Annotated in this window: 13 protein-coding genes and 2 pseudogenes; 6 read left to right on the top strand and 9 right to left on the bottom strand. The window is 51.8% G+C overall.

Annotated elements, in window-relative coordinates; genetic code table 11:
- Nucleotides 1-85 precede the first annotated feature (85 nt).
- A pseudogene (locus tag FDW95_RS23630) lies at nucleotides 86-211 on the top strand (hypothetical protein); the annotation flags it as partial.
- Nucleotides 212-645: 434 nt separating this feature from the next.
- On the opposite strand, the gene FDW95_RS08235 reads toward FDW95_RS23630, so the two are convergent.
- The 8 genes from FDW95_RS08235 to FDW95_RS08200 all read right to left on the bottom strand — a co-directional run bounded on the left by FDW95_RS08235 (nucleotide 646) and on the right by FDW95_RS08200 (nucleotide 10,906).
- The gene (locus tag FDW95_RS08235; protein ID WP_115259284.1) at nucleotides 646-2,112 is read right to left on the bottom strand and encodes a PAAR domain-containing protein; all 1,467 of its coding nucleotides are present in this window, start codon (nucleotides 2,110-2,112) and stop codon (nucleotides 646-648) included.
- A 7-nt stretch (nucleotides 2,113-2,119) separates the two neighbouring features.
- Nucleotides 2,120-2,842 carry a hypothetical protein gene (locus FDW95_RS08230; RefSeq protein WP_249358972.1) on the bottom strand — a complete coding sequence of 241 codons (723 nt, stop codon included), beginning with the start codon at nucleotides 2,840-2,842 and terminating at the stop codon, nucleotides 2,120-2,122.
- Between the two features lie 202 nt (nucleotides 2,843-3,044).
- A complete protein-coding gene (fbpC, locus tag FDW95_RS08225) occupies nucleotides 3,045-4,091 on the bottom strand; it encodes a ferric ABC transporter ATP-binding protein (protein ID WP_115259282.1) in 1,047 nt (348 codons plus the stop codon).
- Nucleotides 4,092-4,102: 11 nt separating this feature from the next.
- On the bottom strand, nucleotides 4,103-6,181 hold the full coding sequence (locus FDW95_RS08220) for an iron ABC transporter permease (protein WP_137363473.1): 2,079 nt from the start codon (nucleotides 6,179-6,181) through the stop codon (nucleotides 4,103-4,105).
- Between the two features lie 136 nt (nucleotides 6,182-6,317).
- Complete coding sequence (locus FDW95_RS08215; protein ID WP_115259278.1) at nucleotides 6,318-7,349, bottom strand: ABC transporter substrate-binding protein; 1,032 nt, start codon at nucleotides 7,347-7,349, stop codon at nucleotides 6,318-6,320.
- Nucleotides 7,346-8,650: an MFS transporter family glucose-6-phosphate receptor UhpC gene (gene uhpC / locus FDW95_RS08210; RefSeq protein ID WP_115259276.1), complete on the bottom strand. Its 1,305-nt coding sequence runs from the start codon at nucleotides 8,648-8,650 to the stop codon at nucleotides 7,346-7,348. Before uhpC ends, FDW95_RS08215 begins: the two co-directional genes overlap by 4 nt.
- 85 nt (nucleotides 8,651-8,735) lie before the next feature.
- Nucleotides 8,736-10,277, bottom strand: a complete 1,542-nt coding sequence (locus tag FDW95_RS08205; RefSeq protein ID WP_115259275.1) for an MASE1 domain-containing protein — start codon at nucleotides 10,275-10,277, stop codon at nucleotides 8,736-8,738.
- The gene (locus FDW95_RS08200; RefSeq protein ID WP_115259273.1) at nucleotides 10,277-10,906 is read right to left on the bottom strand and encodes a response regulator transcription factor; all 630 of its coding nucleotides are present in this window, start codon (nucleotides 10,904-10,906) and stop codon (nucleotides 10,277-10,279) included. Before FDW95_RS08200 ends, FDW95_RS08205 begins: the two co-directional genes overlap by 1 nt.
- Before the next feature lie 335 nt (nucleotides 10,907-11,241).
- Between FDW95_RS08200 and tauA the strand changes: the two genes are divergently transcribed.
- Genes tauA through tauD form a run of 4 tightly spaced genes read left to right on the top strand, consistent with a single transcriptional unit; the run spans nucleotide 11,242 to nucleotide 14,654 of the window.
- On the top strand, nucleotides 11,242-12,204 hold the full coding sequence (gene tauA, locus FDW95_RS08195; protein ID WP_137363472.1) for a taurine ABC transporter substrate-binding protein: 963 nt from the start codon (nucleotides 11,242-11,244) through the stop codon (nucleotides 12,202-12,204).
- Nucleotides 12,205-12,214: 10 nt separating this feature from the next.
- A complete protein-coding gene (gene tauB, locus FDW95_RS08190) occupies nucleotides 12,215-12,982 on the top strand; it encodes a taurine ABC transporter ATP-binding subunit (protein ID WP_115259269.1) in 768 nt (255 codons plus the stop codon).
- Entirely contained in the window at nucleotides 12,979-13,806 is an 828-nt protein-coding gene (gene tauC, locus FDW95_RS08185) for a taurine ABC transporter permease TauC (RefSeq protein WP_115259267.1), read from the top strand. The genes tauB and tauC overlap by 4 nt, the downstream gene beginning before the upstream one ends.
- A complete protein-coding gene (gene tauD / locus FDW95_RS08180) occupies nucleotides 13,803-14,654 on the top strand; it encodes a taurine dioxygenase (RefSeq protein WP_115259265.1) in 852 nt (283 codons plus the stop codon). Before tauC ends, tauD begins: the two co-directional genes overlap by 4 nt.
- An 81-nt stretch (nucleotides 14,655-14,735) precedes the next feature.
- Here tauD and hemB read toward each other — a convergent pair whose 3' ends face one another.
- The gene (gene hemB / locus FDW95_RS08175) at nucleotides 14,736-15,710 is read right to left on the bottom strand and encodes a porphobilinogen synthase (protein ID WP_115259263.1); all 975 of its coding nucleotides are present in this window, start codon (nucleotides 15,708-15,710) and stop codon (nucleotides 14,736-14,738) included.
- A gap of 491 nt (nucleotides 15,711-16,201) precedes the next feature.
- On the opposite strand from hemB, the pseudogene FDW95_RS08170 reads away from it, so the two are divergent.
- A pseudogene (locus FDW95_RS08170) lies at nucleotides 16,202-16,743 on the top strand (autotransporter outer membrane beta-barrel domain-containing protein); the annotation flags it as partial.

Raw genomic sequence — 16,743 nt, 5'->3', positions numbered from 1 at the left:
GCTGTCGCACCACGCCTGCGGATATTGCTGCGCTAAAAGCGCAAAGCTGAGAGTTTATCGGGCCTACAGTGAATGATGTGGCGATATGGCTATTGTGATTTTAGGTAACAGGCCACACTCGCCAGCAGCCGATGCTAAAGTGAATCCAAATGTTTTTGTGAGTGGGTTATTACCTGCTGCTACTTACGACCGGATTGTTGACCAAATATAGGGTGCATTGAAATAAAATTAAATAAAGGGACTCCAATGGAGTCCCTTTATTTAGAAAATGATAAAAAAACCGATCATTATTGGAATGCAAATCAATAATGACAATGATTCAATTCTAAATCCTAGTGTTAATTTTTTTGGAAGATTTCTTATTAGATTATACCCTTCTATGCTTATACCATAATGTAAATGCTTATGGTATTTAAAGTTTAAGCTTCTAGTTATAAAACTAACTTTCGTATTATATAAATATGGAGTGGAAAAAACACTTGCATCTTTGCATAACTTTGTTGAAAGCGGTAGAGGGCCTATCTCTTTTTCGTATATTTCAACTATTTTTTGTATGCTTTTTTATTGTAAAAATAACACATCATGAATATTAAAAAATCAAATGCAAACGCAAGGCAAATTAAGATTTTTATAACTTCATCATTTTCAATGAAAAATATTTTCATATATAATATGATCTCCTACATAATTACCTAATTTTTCACCAGCGTCCTCGCCATATTTTTCTGCAATCTTACCTGACGCAATAGTAACACCAACCCCTGTAGCAAAACACAGTGCAGCACCGACCCCTCCAGCTTCTATAGTAGAAAGCCCTAATACCCACGTACAAACCACATTTGCTGCACGTCCAGCCGCCAGACCAGTAAGCATACTACTGGCCTGTTTGAATCCAAATTTACTATATTCAGTAATAGCGGCTTTTTTGCATGCACTTTCACGGCCTTTTGCACAGGCATCATAAATATTTGATGTATATCCAGCGAAATCTAAACCTATGCCAACAAAACCAACGGTTTTCATCAGTTTAACTAATTTTGCCGAATTTTCAATATATGTAGCATAGCCCTCTATATTATCCACTCCAGTTTTATCCCATTTATGCATAATTGAGCTTGTTGATAAACCTAAAGCTTTTTTAATACTATTATATTCTTCCAGATTAAGATGGGTTTTGGAGAATTTATTTAAGATAACATTTAATTTTTTAAACAGTCTTGCTCGTTGACCAAAAAATTCCTCCCCCGATATGATTCCTTTGTTATGGGTGTACGTATCTTTATATAACTCCTGAATTTCAATTAATATTTGTTTTATTTCTTCGTAATAACTTTTACCTATCTCACTAATATATCCAAAACTATCTCCAGCATTTCCTAAATAATTACCGAAAAGTTGATATGAAAATGCATCCACGGCTCCTCTGTTATCATGCAATAACTTTGCATCCTGCAAGGTAAGTGGGGCCAGAGATTTATCAATTCGATCTCGTGCTTTTTGTAATGCTTCAATCTGTTGCTGATCTTGTTTTTCAGGATCAACAACAATCAGAATTGAACCAGGTTGTTTTTTCATATCAGGGTTCAGTTTGTGATATAGCTCTCTCGTACCATCGGGGGGATTAACAAAAATATACGGTTCATATGTTGATGGTTTAGCCTCATAGGGCAATACACAAAATCCCGCATCTACAGGCTCACGAGGCGGTTTATCCTCTTCAGCTTCAGTCGGACAATATGGCCCATGTGCCATCGTGAGCGGTTTTGGTACGTTCTGCGGCGTTACAGAGACCACTCTGTTTGTGACTGGTTTAGGTGTGGAGAGAACTTCACTCTCATAGAAATAACTAACATTTGAAATTGAGTTAATAAATCGGCATTTGCAAGGGCATGTGCCAACGCTATGTGCTGTTCCGGCAGCCTGAACACCATGTATAAAATAACCTGGTTGCCCTCCTGCTATGTGGTAGAGTTTTTTATCTTTACCACATATATAGCTATCGCCATGTCGTGCCGTTGGCTGTCCGTCGAGTATATGATTAGTACAACCTGTTAAAATAGTGCCACCGCAGGTTGTTTTATCTCCGACCCTTAAAAAATAGGCAATTCCCATACAATTCTCATTTTAATAAAGTTAAACTTTCCGGATTGCAAAAAAACCAGTCATTTTTCCATGTTGCCATATAAACACAATCTTCGATTTTATTTGATTCTTTGAATTGCATATTATTATAAGCGATTAGACTTTGTTCTTTTAAATAGTCATTATGATAATTACATTGCGATTGAGTATGACTTAGAAAATCATGGAATCTTTTCTTCCACATTTGATGAAATCTATCTGTAACTTTTTCAGGTATTTTTAGGGTAGGGAGTCTTTCATTTTCATTGAAACTGCTAAAAGTATATTTGACGGGGATTGTAACTTGAGATAAATGATAACCATGATATATAACATTGCATTGTTTATCAGCCCAAAACCCCGCACTCAACAGCAGATAATAATCATCGCTATTTTTGATGGCTTTATTGTTTTTTACCATTTCCCCAATGTTAAAATCATTCAGTGCATATACGCTCCACTTTTCATTAAATTTTTTCTCTAAGTAAGTGGAGTAAATTGATGCTTCCATCTTTGAATAAAAAATTAAAATGCCCTCGATACTTCGATCGTATTTCCTCCACAATGGCTCCAACATTTCTTCGTTTTTATGCGTTGTTTTGTTGTATATGTCACTGACACGACCTAATACCCATAATTCGTGCTCGCTTATATATTGAGTGATTTGATTTTCTTCCTGGTGAAAGTACATTTTTGAATCTCTCTCATCCGTTGAAAGCATGATGACATACTATTTCCTCTGTAAAAGTTGTGCGGCTGATCGCATAAGCAATAAAAAAGCCTGAATCCAATTCAGGATGATTCAGGCTTGAAATAATTAAGTTCAAATGCATTCACTTAATAAATATTTTATAAAGATTTTTCCTTCTCTATAATCAAATTAATTTTATCTGGTCCGTTGTTTGATCGTAGTCCGGCACAAATTATGCCGCATCCGCCAGGATAAACATGCCGTACGGGTGGATTTCGAGGTAATACTGCTCGCCAGCGTTTGGCTGTAAGCGCGTGGCGTTGACCTGCAATAGAATTTCCTGCCCGTGCCACTCTACCGTGACCTCATACTGCGGCCCCATATAGGCGACGTGCTGGATCACACAGCGCTGGCTCTCCTCGCCGCGATCGCTGAGCGTAATTGCCTCCGGACGCACGCCAACCGTACCTTCTCCCTGGGTGGCGAAATGCAGCGGCCTTGGCAGGCGATAACCGTAAATATCGACAAACGCCTCGCTGAACGCGGCCGGGAACAGGTTGGCATCGCCCATAAAGCTCGCCATAAAGCGCGAGGCGGGCTGGCGGTACAGATCCTGCGGTGAGCCGATCTGCATGATATGTCCCTTGTTCATCACCAGTACGGTGTCGGACACCGCGAAGGCTTCGCTCTGATCGTGGGTCACGTACAGCGAGGTAATATCAAACTGCTTTTGCAGTTCGCGGATCTTGTCACGCATGCTGCGTCGCAGGTTGGCGTCGAGGTTACTCAGCGGTTCATCAAATAACAGCACCTTCGGTTTGAGGATCAGCGCCCGGGCCAGCGCCACGCGCTGCTGCTGCCCGCCGGAGATCTGATCGACATAGCGGTCTTCGAATCCTTCCAGATCCACCATCGCCAGCGCCTCTTTCACCCGCGCTTTAAGTTCGCTGCGCGATACACCGAGCATCTTCAGGCCGTAGCCGACGTTTTCACCCAGCGACATATGTGGGAACAGGGCGTAAGACTGAAACACCATGCAGATATCGCGCTGCTGGATGGAACGATGGGTAACGTCTTCGCCATCAATATAAATCTGCCCTTCGCTCGGTTTTTCCAGTCCGGCAACCAGGCGCAAAATGGTGGTTTTGCCGCAGCCGGAAGGGCCAAGCAGCGTCACCATTTGCCCTTGTGGGATGGTGAGATTGATGTTGTCGATAACCGTGTTGCTGCCAAAACGTTTGGTGACGTTGCGCAGTTCAACGAAATTTTTCTGAGTCATAGTGCGCTCCATTACGCCGGGTTTTTGGCTTTTGAACGGGAGGTACGTGATTCACCGATCAGCCAGTCAAAGATGAAAATAATCGCCAGCATCACCACGATCAGGATCGAACCGTAGGCAATGGCCACGCCGTATTCACCGTCTTCCACGCGGTTCAGAATGTAGGCCGTTGCGACGCGGGTATCTGGCGTGACGAGGAACACAATGGCGCTGACGGTAGTAATGGCGCGCACAAAGCTGTAGATCAGCGCGGAGAGGATAGCCGGGCGTAGCAGCGGCAGCAGGATGTGCGTGATGGTCCGTAGCGAACCGGCACGCAGGCTGAGCGAGGCTTCATCCAGCGATTTATCGATTTGCCCTAAGCCCGCAATGCCTGCACGAATGCCGACCGGCACGTTACGCATCACCATTGAGATAATGACGATGGCCGCCGTCCCGGTGAGGTACACCGGGGCGCTGTTAAAGGCCAGAATATACGAGACACCCGCCACGGTGCCGGGAACGGCAAAGCACAGCATGGTGGTGAACTCGATAGTTTTTTTGCCTTTAAACTGCTGGCGCACCACAATCCAGGCGATCAGTAGCCCGAAGATGGCGGTGATCGGCGCGGCGATCCCGGCGTACAGCAGGGTGTCGAGTAGCGAAGGCCACGCGCCGTCGCTCATCCCCTGACCAAACAGCTTGGTAAAGTTCGCCAGCGTCAGGGTGTAGTCCACGCCCCAGTTAACGGTGAAGCTGCCGTAGAAAATGCTGCCATACAGCAGGGCGTTAAAGGCGATCCATACCGCCAGCAGTGCGACTACGCTCCACACCAGCGTTACCGGCAGCGGCTGCACGTCGCCACGGTATGATTTACCGGAAACGGTGACGTACGAGCGTTTGCCGATCCACATGTACTGCACGCAGAACACCAGCAGGGAGAACAGCAGCAGGAACGCGCCGAGCGTGCTGGCGGCCTGGTAATCGAGCTGTGAACCGGTGATGTAGAAGTAGATTTGTGTCGCCAGCACGTCAAAGTTACCGCCGAGCACCAGCGGGTTACTGAAGTCAGCCAGCGACTGCACAATGACAATCAAAAAGGCGTTTGCCAGCGCCGGTTTTAGCAGCGGGACAAACACGCCGTTAAAGGTCTGCCAGCGGCTGGCACGCAGGGTGTACGACGCTTCTTCCAGCGACGGATGAATGGTTTTGATCGCCCCGTCGAGGATCATAAACGCCATCGGGGTGAAGGCCAGCACCTGCGCCAGCCAGATGCCGGTAAACCCGTACAGCCAGTTGGTGTTGGTTAAGCCAAACCAGTCCACCATTAATTCGGTAATGTAGCCGGAACGGCCCATCATTAAGGTGACGCCAAGGCCGACGACAAACGGCGGCGTCACGATCGGCAGGATCGAGAAAATGCGGCCAATAATGGCGCTGCGTCTGGCAATACGAGTGGTGTAAATCGCCAGCACCAGACCGAAGAAAGTACAGCCGACGCCGACGGCGATCGACAGCATAATGGAGTTGAGGATCACCTGAATGATATGCGCCTGCGACAGCACATTCATAAACGCCAGCGGGGCAAACTCTCCGGCGTCGTTGGTGAACATGGGAATGAAAATCGCGATGCTCGGCCAGACGATAAAAATCCCGATTAGCGCGACAATGGCGGTGAGCGATCCGATAACGAAACGGTCGCCACCCAGCCATTCGAGGCGGGTGAGCGCCAGCGTCATAATCGCGCCCAGCGCGACAAACAGTACGATGGTGGCATAGCCTAGGCCGCGTCCTTCAAGAGTGGCGCTGGCGACAATAAAGGCCATACAGAACAGCGACCAGCTCGTGTCGAGAGTGTGGCGGCTGCGCTGCTCGCGTTTGGCTTCCTGGAACGGACGTACCAGCAGCAGGCTCGGTAGCAGATACCACAACCAGCTAATATTGAAATGTGACCAGCTGTAGGCGGCGAGTATTTCCTCGCGCGTGGACTCCAGCAGTCCATAGTCCAGGCTCCAGCTTGGCAGCAGGGCAAACGCCAGCCAGCCGAGTAAAACCCAAAGGAATATCGCATCCCGTTTTTTCACGGGATGGAGTGCAAGTGTCTGTGACATAGCGGTTCCGGTGTTCAATCCTGATGTAGGCCGGATAAGCTTGTGCGCCATCCGGCATTCAGGGTGACGATCATTGCCGGATGCGGCGTTGCCTTATCCGGCCTACGTAACCTTATCCGAAGAAGGTCATCATGTTTTATTTACCCATCTTCACTTCGCTAACCCACTTATTGATCAACGCTTTACGAACATCGGTAGAACCATATTTATCCATGTCGTAATTGATAAGCTTCAGGTCGTCGAGCTTCAGGGAGTTCGGTGACGTCTCGGCGGTGGTGTTGGTCAGGATCTGATAGGATTTGCCTTTCTTCCATGCCAGTTCCTGGGCATCTTTTGACAGTACCCAGTCAACGAACAGTTTGGCGTTGTCGAGGTTACGCGCGCCTTTCAGGATGCTGACGCCGCCAATTTCATAGCCGGTGCCTTCGCACGGCGAAATCAGCTCCAGCGGGGCGCCTTGTTCTTTTTCCAGCGAGTAGTCGTGCAGGAAGCCAATGCCGATCGCCGTTTCGCCACGGGCAGCGTTACGTGCCGGGGCAATACCAGACTTGGTGTACTGAGAAACGTTGGCATTGAGTTGCTTCAGGTAATCAAAGGCCTGATCTTCCCCCCACAGTTGGGCGAAGGTTGCCAGCGCGGTGTAGGCGGTGCCGGAGCTTTGCGGGTCGGCAATCTGGATTTCGCCTTTGTATTCCGGTTTAGTCAGATCTTTCCAGCATTTTGGCACTGGTAGGTTTTTCTCTTTCAGGCGCTGGGTATTGACGCCAAAGCCCAGAATACCGACGTAAACGGCGGAGGAGAGGTTACCTTTCACTTTCGCCGGATCGCGGAATTTCTCCATGATTTCATCGAGTTTCGGTGATTTATACGGCTGCAGCAGACCCATCTCTCCGGCCTGAGACTGCGGATCCAGCGTTCCACCGTACCAGACATCCGCCTGCGGGTTTTTCTTCTCGGCATCCACTTTCGCCAGCGTACTGCCGGAGCCGTTGCGAATAAATGAGGTCTTCACATCATATTTTTCACCGAAGGCTTTGGTTTCGGTTTCGCACATTTCGTTGGTGGCGCTGCAGTAGACCACCAGACGACCTTCAGCCTGGGCAACGCTGCTTAACGCCGCCAGCGCGAGGGTGGAAGCAATCAGGGTAGAGGTAAGCGTCAATTTCATTGTTTTATCCTTTGACTGAGAGAAGGGGTAATACCTGCAATAAGCAGCGGCATCAGCAATAAACCCATAACGACAGCGGCAACCGAGAGCAAACTGAACATTCCCGACCAGCCATAACGTTCAATGACCAGCGACAACGGCCAACCCGCCAGCGCGGCCCCGAGATAGGCAAACAGCCCGAGAAAACCGGTGATCGAACCTGCGGCTGCTTTGTGTCCGCATTCGACAGCGGCCAGGCCAATCAACATCTGTGGGCCAAAAACAAAGAACCCCACGCTAAAGAAACAGGCCGCCAGCAGCGCATAGTGGTGAACCGGTGCCAGCCATAGGGCGGCGACGGAGACCATCAGCCCGAGCGTGAACAGCAAGATCATCGGCGCGCGCTGACCGCTGAACAGCACATCTGATCCCCATCCGGCAAACAGCGCGCCGAGCAAGCCACCAACTTCAAACAGCATCACCGTGGCGTTGGCGCTGAGCAGATTCACGCCGTGGCTTTCGGTCAGCCAGATGTTGCCCCAGTCGTTAAGCGCGATGCGGATCACATAGACCAGCACATATGACACGCCCAGCAGCCAGATCATCGGATTCTTCAGCATGGTGGTGCGTAACATTTGCCACAGCCCCATCGGCGGGCTTTGCTGCTGCTGGCGCAGTTCCAGCGGGTCCTGCCGCCATTCTCCAACCGTCGGTAATCCCTCTTCCTGGGGCGTGCCTTTCAGTTGCAGGGTGAGCCAGATCCCTAATGCCATGCTGATTATCCCCGGTGTCAGCATCGCTGCCTGCCAGCCCCACCAGTGGGCGGCGAAGGCGCTAATCAGCGGAATGATGGCTCCGCCGATGTTGATAGACATATTCCAGCAGCCCCACCAGAAACCGCGTTCGTTACGCGAATACCAGTGAGTCAGCAGGCGGGCGCAGGGGGGCCAGCCCCAGCCCTGGAAAAACCCGTTGAGCGTCCACACCACCAGCAGCAGCGTCAGTGATTCGCCAAAGGCGAACACCACGTTTAAGACGCCGGTGGCAAACAGGCCGATGCCCATAAACGCCCGCTGCCCGTGGCTGTCATGCCATAATCCGGCGGTGAACTTTGACAGGCCGTAGGTCAGATAAAACAGCGAACCCAGCAGGCCAATATCACTTTTATCCAGCCCCAGATCCGTTTGCAGCGCCGGGAGCACGTAGTTGACGCTTTTGCGCGTCAGGTAGAACGCGGCGTAGCCAATGACCATGCACATCAGTAGCCGGGGACGTAGCGCCCGGTAGCGTTGATCTGTTTCGCGTGATGCGCGTGCGTGCATGGCGGTCTCCATTTGTGCTGACTATAGGAAAGTGAAAGCAAAAGGGGATGAGAGAAAGTCCAGAGTGACTAAGACTTTTTCCTGGTTAATGATGGGTTTGTTGCAAATTTGTGGGCAGGTTAACAATTACCCGCGTACCGTTGTGCGACTCAAGCGTTAGCTCGCCACCCAGTGCGCTTACCCGTTCACGCATTCCCTGAATACCGAAACCGGGGATTTTTTCTGGCAGAATGCCCACGCCGTTGTCCTCAACGTGCAGAACCAGGCTGTGCTCCTGCTGGCGGAGCGTAATCGACACCTCGCTGGCGTTGGCATGTTTACAAACGTTATTGAGTAACTCCTGCAACAGGCGGTACAGCGTAAAGCGGACCGTTTCATTGTCTGGCGTATTTTCCAGCCGATAGTCAAACCGGCAGCGGATGCCCCGTTCGGCAAAGGCAAACTCATTCACCAGATGATGGAGCGCGTCTTGAAAGGACAGCTCATCGAGCGCGGGAGGACGCAGCTGGCGCAGCAACTGGCGGGTGGAGTGATGAATGCGCCGGGCAAGGTCATTGATCTGATTCGCTGCGTCCAGCGTTTGCTGTGGATCCTGTGCTCGCTTGACCAGCTGAGAGTGGATTTGAATGGCGGTAATGTTTTGCCCAATTTCGTCGTGCAGCTCCCGCGCCAGACTCTTGCGCGTATTTTCTTCGCTGCGGATCAGTTGCTCAGTTAACGCCCGTCGTGCCGTCAGCTCGGCTTCCAGACGCTGGCGATAGTGGTGCAGGTTCTGCGCCAGATGCTGCTGGCGGCTGATAGCGATACCCAGGCCAATACCCAACAACGCCTGGGTAGCGAGAAAAATTTCCAGTTCCAGTAAATTGCTGAACCCCACACCGATTTGCCGTGCGATGGTGATCATCATGCTGCCAAGCAACCCGGATAATACGCCGCCCTGCCAGCCAAACTTCCATGCCATCACCACGTTGGGCAGAAACACTACGATCAGCAGCAGGCGCTCAATGTCTGGTGACAGCACCATCTGAGTGCCGATGCCGATAATAAAAAACAGGCTGCACCAAATGATAAGCGAGGTGCGCAGCGGCGGATTACGGGTGTCCAGGCCGAGCAAATGATAGCGGTGCTGCTGGCGCAGAAATTCGTAAATCAAATAAACAAATGGCGTCAACAGCACGCCGCCGGTAAACGACGCCAGGCCAATTAACATCGCCGGGCTTTCGATAAAGGGCGACAGGAGGGCGGTATTGAGCAATGCGGTGACGGTGACGGCGGCCAGTAGCAGCGTTAAGCGCTGCCAGTAGAGTGGGAAGCGGTGCCAGTAAGACTGGCCGATACTGGCCGGGATCAGGCTAATTAACGGTGCGGCCAGCAGAATATAACCATTTAATAATTGTTCGCTGTGTAGCCAGGACAGCATTAGCACCGGTGGTAGTACCAGCGCGGGCCAGTAGCGGCGTGACAGTAGGATCAAGAGTGCGAGATAGACGCCGTGTGGCAGAAATAGCGCTGCCTGCTGACCGTTTTGGGTCAGGTAAAATCCCAGCGTCCACAGCATCAGCCAGCCCGAACCCCAGGCCAGCAGGATAAACAGGGAGATCACCCAATGGCGAGCCGAGCGCGACATCAGTGCCCCGTCAGTAGCTGATGGTCGAGCGCAAAATGCACCAGGTCAATAGTGCTGTGGCATTGCAGTTTACCCAGCACGTTGGCGCGGTGGACGTGGACCGTTTTGTGGCTGAGGTCGAGTTTGAAGGCGATCTCTTTCACGCTGTCGCCTTTGACCAGCAGATCAAACACTTCGCGCTCGCGTGGGGTGAGCACTTCCAGCACCTGGGCGGGTTGTTCGCCGCCGCGTAGCGCCCGCAATGCGTCAGCGCACAGGTAATGCCCACCCATGCCCACTGAACGTACCGCCTGTACCAGTTCCTCAGGCCCGCAGCGTTTGGTCAGATAGCCGCTGGCACCGGCATCCAGCGCGCTTTGCACAAACGTCGGCGCGTCATAAATGCTGAGAATTATGGCGCGAAAGTTGGGTTTCTGCGCCCGCAACCGTTTTAACAGGCTCAGACCATTTTCATCCGGCATAGCGATGTCCATCACCGCCACGCTGACGTCATCGCGCAGTAACGCAGGCCAGGCATCTGCCGCGCTGCTGTATTGGCCGATGACGTTAAGGTCATCTTCAAGACTGAGTAATTGCGCAAAGCCGGAACGCACCACCACATGGTCATCCACCAGCACAACATGGATCATTTTCTTGCTCTCTTGTCTGACAATAGCGTCTATGATGCCTGCCCGCATTACGCTGGCAATCACCGGGATGCTGTTATGTAACGAATGTAACAAAATCGCAATAATTTGCAGGTGTTGTAGGCCGGATAAGGCGCTTGCGTCGCCATCCGGCAACAGTGCCTGATGGCGCTGCGCTTATCAGGCCTACGAATTCCATCTGTCATGAGCGAAATAGCTAACTATTGCCGCTTTTTTTCTAAAAACGCTTTGTTCTTAGCCAGAATTTTTAATTCCTTTATCAAAGTGTGCCGTAACGAAATACTGCCCCACATAACAAGACAGGGGAGCAGACAATCATGGCTATATCATCGCGTAATACACTCCTTGCCGTACTGGCAGTGGTTGCATTTCAGGCGCAGGCGGTGAACGTCACCGTCGCGTATCAGACCTCCGCTGAACCGGCCAAAGTGGCGCAGGCGGACAACACGTTTGCTAAAGAGAGCGGGGCCACCGTTGACTGGCGTAAGTTCGACAGCGGGGCGAGCATCGTCCGGGCGCTGGCGTCTGGCGACGTACAGATTGGCAATCTTGGCTCCAGCCCGTTGGCGGTTGCGGCCAGCCAACAGGTGCCGATTGAGGTGTTCCTGCTGGTGTCCAAACTCGGTAACTCCGAGGCGCTGGTGGTGAAGAAAAGCATCAACAAACCTGAGGATTTGATCGGTAAACGTATTGCCGTGCCGTTTATCTCCACCACCCATTACAGCCTGCTGGCCGCGTTAAAACACTGGGGCATCAAGCCCGGTCAGGTGGAGATTGTGAACCTGCAGCCGCCAGCGATTATTGCCGCCTGGCAGCGCGGGGATATTGACGGCGCCTACGTCTGGGCACCGGCGGTGAACGCGCTGGAAAAAGACGGCAAGGTGTTAACCGACTCGGAAAAAGTAGGTGAGTGGGGCGCGCCGACGCTGGACGTGTGGGTCGTGCGCAAAGATTTTGCCGAGCAGCATCCTGAGGTGGTGAAGGCCTTTGCCAAAAGCGCGATTGATGCCCAACAGCCCTATATTACTGATCCCGATGAATGGCTAAAGCAGCCGGACAACATCAGCAAGCTGTCGCGCTTAAGCGGCGTGCCGGAAGCAGATATTCCGGGACTGGTAAAAGGTAACACCTACCTGACACCGCAGCAGCAAACCGCCGAGCTGACCGGACCGGTGAACAAAGCGATTATCGACACCGCGCAGTTCCTCAAAGATCAGGGCAAAGTGCCCGCTGTGGCGACGGATTACAGCCAGTACGTTACCGATCGCTTCGTGCAATAAGGGGGCGCTGATGCTGCAAATCTCTCATCTTGCCGCCCGCTATGACGGAAAGCCGGTGCTGGACGACATCAACCTGACGCTCGACGGCGGTGAACTGCTGGTGGTGCTCGGGCCTTCCGGCTGCGGCAAAACCACGCTGCTGAATCTGATTGCCGGGTTTGTGCCGTATCAGCACGGCAGCATCGTGCTGGCGGGTAAAAAAGTGACAGGCCCGGGGGCCGAGCGCGGCGTGGTGTTCCAGAACGAAGGCTTGCTGCCGTGGCGTAACGTGCAGGATAACGTCGGATTAGGCCTGCAACTGGCCGGTGTAGAGAAGTCACAGCGTCAACGCATTGCGCAGGACATGCTGAAGAAGGTTGGGCTGGAAGGCGCGGAAAAGCGCTTTATCTGGCAGCTTTCCGGTGGTCAGCGTCAGCGCGTCGGCATTGCCCGGGCGCTGGCGGCAAATCCGCAACTGTTGCTGTTGGATGAACCTTTTGGCGCGCTGGATGCTTTTACCCGCGAGCAGATGCAAACCCTGCTGTTGACGCTGTGGCAGGAGACCGGCAAACAGGTGCTGCTGATTACCCACGATATCGAAGAGGCGGTGTTTATGGCGACTGAACTGGTGCTGTTGTCTCCGGGACCGGGCCGGGTGCTGGAACGCTTACCGCTAAATTTCGCCCGCCGCTTTGTGGCCGGGGAGCCGAGTCGCAGCATTAAATCCGATCCGCAGTTTATTGCCATGCGTGAATACGTGCTAGGCCGCGTTTTCGCGCAACGGGAGGCGTTCTCATGAGCGTGGTGATTAACGATAAACTCCGTCCGCGTGCGTTGCGCTGGCGCTGGCCGCTTTCACGTCAGATGACGTTAAGTGTTGGCACATTGGGCGTGCTTCTGGTGGTGTGGTGGGCAGTGGCGGCACTGCAATTCATCAGCCCGCTGTTTTTACCGCCGCCGGGGCAGGTACTGCAAAAACTTATCGTCATTGCCGGACCTCAGGGCTTTATGGATGCCACGCTGTGGCAGCATCTGGCCGCCAGCCTGACGCGTATCGTCATTGCTCTGCTGGCCGCGGTGCTGCTCGGCGTGCCGGTGGGGATCGCGATGGGGCTGAGTCCGACGGTGCGCGGGATCGTCGATCCGATCATCGAACTGTATCGTCCGGTGCCGCCGCTGGCCTATTTGCCACTGATGGTTATTTGGTTTGGCATCGGCGAAACCTCGAAGATCCTGCTGATCTATCTGGCGATTTTTGCCCCTGTGGCGATGTCTGCGCTGGCGGGCGTCAAAAGTGTGCAGCAGGTGCGGGTGCGGGCCGCTCAGTCGCTGGGGGCCAGCCGCGCACAGGTATTGTGGTTTGTAATTTTACCGGGTGCTTTGCCGGAAATTCTTACCGGGCTGCGGATTGGACTGGGTGTGGGGTGGTCGACATTAGTGGCGGCGGAGCTGATTGCCGCGACGCGAGGTCTGGGGTTTATGGTGCAGTCAGCGGGTGAGTTTTTGGCAACGGATGTGGTGCTGGCGGGAATTATGGTGATTGCCGTGATCGCCTTTATTTTAGAATTGGGTTTGCGTGCGCTTCAGCGCCGTCTGACGCCCTGGCATGGAGAAGTACAATGAGTGAACGTCTGAGCATTTTCCCGCTGGGGCCCTATATAGGTGCGCAGGTCACCGGGGCGGATTTGACGCGACCGCTGAGCGATAACCAGTTTGAACAGTTGTACCACGCGGTACTTCGTCATCAGGTGGTGTTCCTGCGCGAGCAGGCGATCACACCACAGCAGCAGCGGGCGCTGGCGTTGCGTTTTGGCGACTTGCATATCCATCCGGTTTACCCGCATGCGCAGGGCGTTGAGGAGATCATCGTCCTCGATACTCACAACGACAATCCGCCGGATAACGACAACTGGCACACCGATGTAACCTTTATTGAGACGCCACCTGCCGGGGCGATTCTGGCGGCAAAAGAGCTGCCATCAACAGGTGGCGATACGCTGTGGACCAGCGGCATTGCCGCTTTTGAAGCGCTTTCAGAACCTTTTCGCCAATTGCTGAGCGGCCTGCGGGCCGAACATGATTTCCGTAAATCGTTTCAGGAGTTCAAATACCGTAATACCGAAGAAGAGCATCAGCGTTGGCTGGAGGCGGTGGCAAAGCACCCACCGTTGCTGCATCCGGTAGTGCGAACGCATCCGGTGAGCGGCAAACAGGCGCTGTTTGTGAATGAAGGGTTCACGACACGAATTGTCGATGTGACGGAAAAAGAGAGTGAGGCGCTGCTCGGATTTCTGTTTGCCCACACCACCAAACCGGAGTTTCAGGTACGCTGGCGCTGGCAGCCTGACGATGTGGCGATTTGGGATAACCGCGTGACGCAGCATTATGCCAATGCAGACTACCTGCCGCAGCGGCGCATTATGCACCGGGCGACGATTCTCGGAGACAAGCCTTACTATCGTGCGAGCTAACGTGCCCGATGGCGCTTTGCCCACCGGGCCCCGGTGTGCAGGCCGGACAGGGCGAAGCCGCCATCCGGCAACACTGCGTCATTAACGCAGAATTTTTTTCTCAGCCAGATCCAGGGCAAAGTAACTGAAGATCAGATCCGCGCCTGCGCGTTTGATCGAGCCTAAACTTTCCAGCACGACTTTCTCTTCATCTATTGCCCCTGCCAGGGCCGCGAATTTGATCATCGCGTATTCGCCGCTGACCTGGTAGGCGCCAATCGGCAATTCGGTACGTTCGCGAATATCACGCAGAATATCCAGGTATGCACCGGCCGGTTTCACCATCAGGCAGTCTGCACCCTGGGCTTCGTCCAGCAGTGATTCGCGAATGGCTTCACGACGGTTCATCGGGTTCATCTGGTAGGTTTTACGATCGCCTTTCAGCGCGGTGCCCGCGGCTTCGCGGAATGGACCGTAGAAGGAGGAGGCGAACTTGGTGGAGTAGGACATGATCGCGGTATCAGTGAAGCCCGCGGCGTCCAGCGCCTGGCGAATAGCCTGCACCTGACCGTCCATGGCGGCGGACGGTGCGATAAAGTCGGCGCCCGCCGCGGCGGCAACCACTGCCTGTTTACCGAGGTTCGCGAGGGTTAAATCGTTATCTACGCCGTGGTCACACAATACGCCGCAGTGACCGTGCGAGGTATATTCGCAGAAGCAGGTGTCGGACATGACGATCATCTCCGGCACGGTTTGCTTGCAAATGCGTGACATGCGCGCCACCAGTCCGTCTTCTTTCCAGGCATCGCTGCCGGTGTCATCGGTATGGTTGGAAATACCAAAGGTCATCACCGAGCGGATACCGGCGTTGGCAATGCGTTCGATTTCGCGTGCCAGATGTTTCTCTGGAATGCGCATCACGCCGGGCATGGCCTCGATGGCTTTGTAATCGTCGAGTTCTTCTTCAACAAAGATCGGCAACACCAGGTCATTTAAGCTGAGTGTTGTCTCTTCAAACATGGCGCGCAGCGCAGGGGATTTGCGCAGGCGGCGAGGGCGTTGGATTAGGTCTGTCATGGTATGCCTGATGTTTGTGGAATCGAAGGCCGTAGTATACCTCAACCTGTGTGTGGGTGTTTTACGAAAGTTGGCCTTATGCGAGTGACACCCGCGTACCGTATTTTTAAAAATTTAATATGCGCTATTTATACTTTATTGAATTTATCATTTTTAATATCAATAGGTTTTGCTGTGGGTTTGATTTTGTTTAATCGTTGATTAAATACCTTTCATTGTGCGTGTGTTTATTTGCTGTCCTTGTGGTTTTGTTTTTAATTATCATTGTATTGTATGGTTTATTTTATTAATTTTCCCATAATTTACTGAAAGTAAAAGGTTTATGCTTTTTTGTTTGTATTTCGTTTATTGTCCGCATTCGGACTTAAAGTAAAGAATAATTGAACCTTTTATCTATGACACCGCATAATCTTTCGGCGAAACATAATATGTTTACTATGCATTAATAATTGATGGATCAACTATATTACGTCCCTGAGGAGGGATGACAAATGCACACTTGGAAAAAGAAACTCGTAGTCTCACAATTAGCATTAGCCTGCACATTGGCAATCACTTCTCAGGCGAATGCTTCAACTGATATCTCTGGAACTACCTATACCACGTTCAATCATTACAATGATGCTTCCTACAGCGATGGTGTTTACTATGATGGATATGTTGGCTGGAATAACTACGACACGGATAGTATTTATAACGGTGATATTTACCCAGTAATTAATAACTCCACCGTTAATGGTGTCATTTCGACTTACTATCTGGATGATGGTCTTTCGACTAACAGTAATACCAATAGTCTGACGATTAAAAACAGCACTATTCACGGTATGGTAACGTCCGAATGTATGACGACGGATTGTACTAACCGTAGTGGTACCGATTATTACTACGATCGTCTGGCGATGAGCGTTATCAACTCAACTATCGATGACAATTACGAACATTATACCTACAACGGTAGCTATAATGACGCAGTTGATTCACACGTTGTAGATGTTTACAACCTGGGTACTGGATTGGCCCCTATATTTCC

This window comes from Citrobacter sp. wls718, assembly GCF_005280945.1.
GTDB lineage: Bacteria > Pseudomonadota > Gammaproteobacteria > Enterobacterales > Enterobacteriaceae > Citrobacter > Citrobacter gillenii.
This window is presented reverse-complemented; position numbering and strand designations above follow the sequence as displayed.